General features: G+C 52.1%; 6 protein-coding genes and 1 pseudogene. 3 read left to right on the top strand and 4 right to left on the bottom strand.

Going from position 1 to position 8,200, the window contains the following annotated elements; genetic code table 11:
• Nucleotides 1–304, bottom strand: a pseudogene (locus tag H6F80_RS05690) (DUF1957 domain-containing protein); the annotation flags it as partial.
• A gap of 170 nt (nt 305–474) precedes the next feature.
• Between H6F80_RS05690 and H6F80_RS05685 the strand changes: the two are divergent.
• On the top strand, nt 475–4,950 hold the full coding sequence (locus tag H6F80_RS05685; RefSeq protein ID WP_190790628.1) for a hypothetical protein: 4,476 nt from the start codon (nt 475–477) through the stop codon (nt 4,948–4,950).
• A gap of 241 nt (nt 4,951–5,191) precedes the next feature.
• Here H6F80_RS05685 and hemJ read toward each other — a convergent pair whose 3' ends face one another.
• The 3 genes from hemJ to H6F80_RS29375 form a co-directional block, all read right to left on the bottom strand.
• Nucleotides 5,192–5,794 (bottom strand): protoporphyrinogen oxidase HemJ, encoded by a 603-nt coding sequence (hemJ, locus tag H6F80_RS05680; RefSeq protein ID WP_190790627.1) that lies wholly within the window; start codon nt 5,792–5,794, stop codon nt 5,192–5,194.
• 232 nt (nt 5,795–6,026) lie between these two features.
• A complete protein-coding gene (locus tag H6F80_RS05675; protein ID WP_190790626.1) occupies nt 6,027–6,251 on the bottom strand; it encodes a DUF2811 domain-containing protein in 225 nt (74 codons plus the stop codon).
• A 330-nt stretch (nt 6,252–6,581) separates the two neighbouring features.
• Complete coding sequence (locus tag H6F80_RS29375) at nt 6,582–6,875, bottom strand: hypothetical protein (protein ID WP_206755038.1); 294 nt, start codon at nt 6,873–6,875, stop codon at nt 6,582–6,584.
• Nucleotides 6,876–7,096: 221 nt separating this feature from the next.
• Between H6F80_RS29375 and H6F80_RS05670 the strand changes: the two genes are divergently transcribed.
• On the top strand, nt 7,097–7,819 hold the full coding sequence (locus tag H6F80_RS05670; RefSeq protein WP_190790625.1) for a pyridoxine 5'-phosphate synthase: 723 nt from the start codon (nt 7,097–7,099) through the stop codon (nt 7,817–7,819).
• A 246-nt stretch (nt 7,820–8,065) separates the two neighbouring features.
• Nucleotides 8,066–8,200, top strand: a 135-nt coding sequence (locus H6F80_RS05665) for an MgPME-cyclase complex family protein (RefSeq protein ID WP_190790624.1), incomplete at its 3' end; no start/stop codon positions are given.

Here is an 8,200-nt window from a genome sequence, read left to right as displayed (position 1 = left end):
GTCCATTTTGGGCGTAATGCTCGACTTCTCTTTCTGCTAATTCTTCGAGTTGAGCCAAATGATGATCGTAGCGTTCTTGGAGTAATGGATCTCGCAGCATCGACACAAGCGGCGGTGTCATGCTCATGGTCATTTTGAAATCGATTCCGTCTTGCTTGAGTCCTTCAAAGACGTGCAGCAGCGGAATGTAGGTTTCAGTAATCGCCTCAAATAGCCACTCTTCTTCTAAGACATAGTCGCTTTCAGGATGTCTGACGAAAGGCAAGTGGGCGTGCAAGACCAGGGCAAGATAGCCAATACTCATAGGTTTAAGGTCTGACGGTTAAGACAGGCAATGGAACGATTTAGCAGACAAGACAGCAAACAAGGTATGTAGGGAACGTAAATCGGGCATCCTATACCGGATCGGGAAAAGCCGTTGCCAAGATTGTAAAGCAAAAGTTAAGCAAAACGATTGATGGGGCAAAGGGAGTTATGGCAGAACTACGTTTAATCGAACTGGCACAGCAGGGTGATCCGCAGGCGATCGCAGCTCTGATGAATCAGTCGCTTCAGCCCAAGGGCATGACGGCAACAGTGGAGCGGCAGGGCAATGCGCTGGAAGTTACCCTCGAAGCCGATCGCGTCCCCAATCGTCAGGCATTGACTGCGTTTGTCGAGAAGGGCATTCACAATCTCGGGATTGAGTCGATTCGATCGATTCGCATTATGGGACAGCAGACGGGCGCGAGTTTTCCTGCCTGGATGCAGGAATTGTATCTGGAAGTGTCCCCGGCTGATTTGCTGGGTGATGTGCCGAATCAGTCCATCACCGAAGCGGGTTCCCTGGCCGATGCCTCAGGGGCTTCACAGTTTTCCGAAGAGACGATCGCGCCCAGTTTAGAACCCGATTTCCCTGAATCTGATTTCGCTGAAGGCATGGCTTCACCGTCTGCCGCATCTGAGCCGTTGCCGGATTTGCTCTTTCCAGAAGCTTCCGACGTTCAGGGTTTAGCAGGCTCAGACTTATCCGCTGCTTTAGAGGGATTGAGCGAAACGCCGCTGCCGCCGTCGAGCAATCAGGCTGATCTGGAAGCCGAACTCGGAGCAATTTGGGATGAGCAGGCGCAAGACCAATCGAATGATCTTCTGCAAGATCTGTTTGCCGATTCAGACGCGACCCGTTCAGAAAGCGATCTGGATCAGTTTTCGGCTGAATTGGATGTCAGTCCTGACCCTGCCGCACCCAGTGCCCTCGATGACCTGAGCAGCTTGCAAGACTTGTTTGCCGACGAATCGATCGAGACGAAGCTGCCCGACCGTTCCCCTGACCCGGTGCTGACTGACCCCTGGGAAGACCTGCCTCAGGCTGATGCTGCCGGGTCCGATCGTCCTGCGGCTGGAATGATCGACGATCTGTTTGCAGACAGCCCCAATGACCCGGCAACCACCGACGAGATGGAGTTTGAGGCTGCCGCAGTTCCGTTGACGAGCGTTGATGATTTGCTGGCGGCACTTGATGGCGAGGAAGACACTGGAATGAGTGCGGATGAGGGTGGTCGCAGTGAAATTGGCGATAGCAGCGATGAATCTGCTGATGCGTTTGAAGCTGCATTCGGGGAAACGCAAAATCCTGATGACGCGCCTGATTCCACCACTGTCCTGGTCGATCTATTTTCCGTAGATGTCTCAGCAGAAAATGGAGAACCGCTTTTTACAGAAGAAGTAATTCTGATTGAGGAAACGATCGTCTTCGATTCATCTGATGATTTTGCTGGAGATGAGCTTGTCGGGAATGACGCTAGCGAGGACGTTTCGGCTGACTTTGGTGCGGGCAACGAAGCCGCCATGCTTGATCTGTTTTCTGAAGACGCTTTTTCTGAAGACGCTGCACCCGAAATCCCGCCAGACGAAGCCGCCATTGCCGATCTGTTTTCAGAAGCGGCAGCCCCAGAAGAAATCGCTCCACCTGAAACAGCAGACGACGCACTCGATCGGGCACTGTTTGGCTCTGACGATTTTGAGGCTGGTACTTTTGAGGCTGGTATTGATCAAGGTAACGACCCCGGGATGAGCGAAGCAGATTTCGCGATCGATGAAATGGGCTTGCTGCAAACCGATGACAATTTTGCGTTTCCAGCGCAGGAAGAAGGGGACAGGGCGATCGATGATCCAGCGATGCCTCCAGGTCTCTCAAGCGCGATCGATGAGAATTTGTTTATGGTTGCCTCTGAGCCTTTAGACTTTGACAGTCTGGAGTTTGGCATTTCAGAATCCGAAGCGTTGGATGCGAATTTGATCGATGAGCTAGGTTTTGAGCCAGGTTTTGAGTCAGAGTCTGAGTCAAATTTTGATCCAAATCTTGAGTCAACTTCTGAGTCGCTCGACTTTTTGGATGAAATGGCAACCGAAGCCGAAATGCTGCCCGAGGTGATGCTCCAGGATCAGTGGATCGAATCTTCGCCCTCTGAGGAGTCTCTTGCAGGGGAACTCGGACTAGAAGGATTTGCCCCAGAAGAATTCGTTACTACGTCTGAGCAGGATGTTTTGGCTCAGGAGTTTCCCACGGGCTCCGACCCGATCGATTTCCCAACTGATTTTTTCCCCGCTGAAACGCCTGCTGAATCGGTTGGTTCGCAGTTTCCTACAGCGGGAATTGAGGAATCTGCTGCCACCGCAGAACCTTTTGCAGATTTTGGGGAAGCAGGCGATTTGGAAGCCAGCAATTCAGATGTGGGTGATTCGGACGTAAACAATTCAGACGTAAGCGATCGAAATAATAATGACAATCTCGATCTGACCGATTGGTTTGCAGATCAGATCGATTCGGGCGATCCGGCGGCAGAACTCTCGACTGCACCCTCCGAGGACTTTTTGATCCACGAAGATATGCCCAATTTTGGCTTCAGTGGGGAAGCTAGCTCCGAAGCCGCCGCTGATGCTCTGTTTAACGATGTGCCTCCCGAACCCTCGTTTACCCCCGAAGCCGATCTTCTGGAGGAGCTGACTTTTGAGGAAACGTCTGAGGACCCTTCAGAAAACGCTTCAGCTGAATTTGCTCCATTAGAATTTGCCCCATCAGACATTGAGCCCGAACCCGCTCAGCCTGAGATTACCCAGGAGCAGCTCGAAGCCCAGATCGAAAACCTGTTTGCCGAGGAAGAAGACAGCGTGACCGAAGACAGCTTCCAAAACTCCTGGGAGCTTGCATCCGATGATGTGTCTGACGACTCTGCTGATATCGCAGCTTGGGGCAGCCCACTGGATTTAGACCTGGGCGAACCTGCTGACCTGGAAGAACCTGCTTTGCCCGATTTTGCAGAGCAATCTAGTTTTCCTGAAGACCTGACAAATGCGGATCTCATCCTGGAGCCGCTTGTCCCGGAATATTCCGAAGAAATCATTGCTTCGGACTCTGTTCTGGATGATGCGCCCTCGACCGCAGAAACCGTCCTGCCGGATTTGAGCTTTGAAGACGAAGTGACGATCGTAGAGCATGATTTGGCCGATAACGATCTGCCTGATTTGGCAGTCTTGACCGATATGCCAGACATCGACCTCCCCGATGATCAGGTCATTCCTTCGCACGAAGACCCGTTTGCAGCTGACCTCGCAGGCTTTGACGCTGCTTTGCCCGAAATGGCTACCGACGATGCCGATACCTCGCTGGCAAATACTCTGAGCTTGTCGGAGGCGATCGATCCAGATCAGCTTGTGAATGATTTACAAGGTGACGATTTACAGCGTGACGATTTACAGGACAATCCGTTGGAACTGTCGCTCGGCTTCCAGAACAGCCTAAATCAGGAAGATTACGGCGATCTGACCACGCTGGAGGAGCCTTCCTTACTGGAGGAATTAACCGACGAACAGCTTCAGGAGTTGCTGGGCAACCAGCCGGAGGATGTCGCGCCTAATGACTTTGCCCTGGATAATCCTGCTCTAGATAACCCTGTTCTAGATGACCCTTCAGAAGACCCTGTGCTTCAGCAGTCCTTCTCGGAGCCATTTGCCGATTTCAACCCGGAACCCGTTTCAGAAACCCCGGCAGATCTTTCAGATCCCGTTTCAGCTTCCCCTGAGAACGAACCTCTGCTCGACTTCCTTAATCGACAGTTTGGCCTGGAAGAAGAGCTGTCCCCGGTGGAAGAACCGGAGCTAAGCTCGGAGCCAGTAGCCGATCGCGAAATCCTCGCGGAAACCGAGTTCCTCGATCGATCGGAGAATGCACACCAGCCCACACAAATTCCGTTTGCAGCGACCCCGTTTGCAGCGGCTTCAATGGCTGCCTCTGACGTGCCTGCTGCTGTCGAACCGAATCTGGATCTGTCTGACGATTGGCTGGATGATACCAGTCCCGCAATGCCTGCCCATTCTGAAACTGCTCCTGCGATCGAGGCAGACGATTCAGAGTGGCAGGAACAGTCTCAGGAAGATCTGGAACGCCAGCTTGAATCTTCTGATTTTGTCCAGCCTGTACCAAATCAGGTGTACCCTCCTGCTGAGCCGAGTGCTGCTCCGCCCAGAGTCGTCGTGTCTTCCTCACCGTCTCGCCCAGCCTCTAGTTCAACCGGGATATTTACGCTCATTCTGTTTTCGATCGTCGGATTTATTGCCGCGCTGCTCGGATTCTCGCTCTGGTCAGAGCTTTCTGCTCCGCCTGAACCTCAACCGCAGCCTGTGCCTGCCCCCACTGATCCCCCGGCTTCTCCGGTAGCTCCCCCGACAGCTCCCACCGCGCCTCCGGCAGCCCCAGCGGTTCCTCCTGTCCAAACTGCTCCTCCTACTGCTCCAGTGGCTCCTCCGGCAGATGCTCCCGCCGCGCCCCCGCCAGCTCCGGCAGATGCTCCAGTGGCTCCCCCGCCTGTTGCCCCCGTGGTAACACCTGAAGCATCCCCAGTTCCTCCTGCTGCTCCAGTGGCTCCTCCGGCAGATGCGCCCGCTCCTCCAGCGGCTCCTGCTTCACCGTAGAAGAGAAATTCTTAAGTGGGGGCAAAATCGCCCTCACACCTCTTCCTCTTTTGATGCCTCACGCAATCGGGTAACAGTAATCCGGCAACAGCAAAGAACACAAAACAAAAATCCCCCGATCGACTCAAAATGGATCAGGGGATTTTTTCGATTAAGACGATCGCTAACGTTTGTTGTTATCCCTTATTGTTGTCCTTCTACCGAGAATTGTTCAAAACTAAACCGTTCAAAACTCGATCGGCTACACCGAACTTTTTGCGCCCAGTTCACCTAAATTAGCCGTTGAGTCAGCATTCGCAGCCCGCTCTTTTTCAAGCCGCCGCTTCCGTGCATAGAGCTGAATAATTGCTGCCATTGCCACAATCATTGCCACAATGCCCCAAGCCGTTGCTGACGTCGGTAAACTATTCTTAAAGACTGCCAGCAGCACAATTAATACAAGAAATAAAGTTGGTACTTCGTTGAGCCAGCGAAACTTTTGTCCGCTCCACTGCATATTTCCGGCTGCAAGCTGTTTCATCCAGCGACCGCAAAGGTGATGATAAACCACCAGCAGCGCGACCAGACTGAGTTTGACATGGAGCCAGGTTTCGTGTAGCAGGCTTGGCGCAGTAACCAGCATTGCGATCGCCATTGCCACGGTCAGCACCATTCCAGGCGTGGTAATCAGGTTATAGAGACGCTTCTCCATAATCTGATACTGCTGCTGCAAAATCGTGCGAGCGGGTTCGGGCTGCTCATCTGCCTCAGCGTGATAGACAAACAAACGCACAAGATAGAAGAGTCCGGCAAACCACACTACGACTCCGATGATATGAAACGCTTTAAACCAGAGATATGTCATGGGATGTCTTTATCTATTGTCCAGCCCTCATTGTATCGAGTGGGAAGGGGATCAAGATAGATGAAAAAACAGCCGCAGCGACAAGCCGATCGTTAAGTTTAATGCGTACTCAGATACCAGGGAGATAGAGATTTTGACAAGCGAATCGCAACTAGAAATAAGCGAGACACGATCCAAATCGGAGTCAGTGAAAGATTAAGAAGTGAAACAATTCAAACCGCGTTAAGCCACGTTAAACCGCGTGCTTAAACAGCGTATCTAGATAAACCCTGGCAGCCCGTCGATAACTGCGGGAAGAATCGGGAGTCGAGCTTGTGCCGTTTTGCAGCAGGAAGAGCGAGAGCGCGGCGCAGAAGACCCGGTCATGATCCCAGTCAGGGTGGGTTTCTAGATAGCCTTGAAGCGACTCGTGCAGTTCTTCCGGGATTTCTGCCAGGATGCTAACCGTTGCTTGCATGGGAACCTCGTTGAAGATGAGTAACTGTAAAAGATACCTCTAGTTGCTTCAAATGAAGCAAATTTGCTCACAGCTATCGGTACAGGGCGATTAACTCAAAGGAAAACGGCTTTGTACCGCAGCAGAAAGCTGAGCGAACCTCATCTCGTCCAACCCTACCGAATCCTTGCTGGAAGCGGCGGGAATGGCTTCGGTGAGCTGCCCTTAACTTTGGTGGTCGCATCATTTTGCGCTATGGGGGGGTAGGGTTGTCAATGCCAATTTTTTGTGGCATGAAACAGGTGACGAAATATCCTTCACGAAGGAATGAGGGTTTCAAGCTAATTTTTGTTACATTTCTTCACAAAATCCAGGAAAAATCTTGTGAAATGCTTGTCTGCTCCGTAATCCACAGGAATTCCCCAACCCCCGATCGCACCGTTGCTGCCTGTGGAAAACCCAGGTTAAGCCTGTGGAAAACTGCATCATGCCTGTGGAGAACTTGTGGAATGGGTGGGGAAAAGCCCTTCTTCTGTAAAGTTTTGTAAAGAATTCCTCAATCTGTTCCGGTTCACCCCTGGCAAACCCTTTGGTTAAAAGCATTGCCGCGATCGAGCCTCCTTCAAAACAATTGTGCTGAGTCATGAATTCTTAACTTCGCTGCACGATTTGGGAGCATTGTATAACAGTATTGTCAAGATTCACATGAACTATCCCTCACCTCTTCACCCACCTTTTCACCCATCCCCCTCCTCAACCCCTACCTTCCCTGCTAAGCAAAACACCATCCGCTAAGATATAAAGCGGAATTGCTCAGACAAGACTGAATCAAACGATCTCATTTAGGCTTAATTCGGGAGGAAAGATTGCCTACACTCGGCGTCAATATTGACCATGTGGCGACTATTCGGCAGGCACGCCGCACCGTTGAACCCGATCCTGTTGGGGCAGCCGTCCTTGCGGAACTGGCAGGAGCCGACGGCATCACCGTTCACCTGCGGGAAGATCGGCGGCATATTCAGGATCGGGATGTGCATCTGCTGCGTCAGACCGTGCGAACCCATCTCAATTTAGAGATGGCAGCGACCGATGAAATGGTGTCGATCGCCCTGGAGATTCGCCCGGACTATGTGACGCTGGTTCCCGAACGGCGCGAAGAAGTGACGACCGAAGGTGGGCTAGACGTTGCAGGGCAGATCGATCGAATGCAGCAGGTGGTTGATGCCCTTCAGGAGGCAAATATTCCCGTGAGCCTGTTTATTGACGCTGATTCGGCTCAGATTGACGCGGCCGCGATCGTTAAGGCAAAATTCATCGAGCTGCACACCGGACGCTATGCCGAAGCCAAAGACGATGCCAGCCGTGCTCAGGAACTTACCTTCCTCAAAAAGGGCTGTCAGCAGGCACTTGCTGCCGGAATCCGGGTGAATGCAGGGCATGGCTTGACCTATTGGAACGTCTACCCGATCGCCTGTCTTCCCGGTATGGAAGAACTGAACATTGGGCACACCATTGTCAGCCGTGCTGTTTTGGTCGGGATGGAGCGAGCCGTGCGCGAAATGAAGCAGGCAATTCGAGGGGAGTTTTAGAGGAGGGTAGAAAAGTATGATTAGACTCGCGCCCCCTGAGTCCCCTGGGTACTGGATGGAGCCGAGCTAGCTTTCTCCTGAATTTCAAAGTTCCCCAGCATGGGAGGATTTAGAAGGCGATGCAGAATCGCTGCGGCTGATCAAACTGCCTGCTGCCATTCCGCTTATTTCGCCCTAGTTCGAGCAATTTCATCGATCGTTTTTTAACCTGTTATCACTTGTAATCAAAACTTAAACTTCAAGCCAATGCAAACCTACTACTATGCTGTAGCAAGCCAGCGATATCTGCTGGAAGAAGAGCCGACCGAGGAAGTTCTCAAAGAGCGGATTCGCTACTATCAGGAACAGGAAAAAGAGCGCGACTTCTGGCTGGTGCTTCAG

The organism is Leptolyngbya sp. FACHB-711 (assembly GCF_014695615.1).
In the GTDB taxonomy this organism is placed as follows: domain Bacteria; phylum Cyanobacteriota; class Cyanobacteriia; order Elainellales; family Elainellaceae; genus Leptolyngbya_A.
This window is presented reverse-complemented; position numbering and strand designations above follow the sequence as displayed.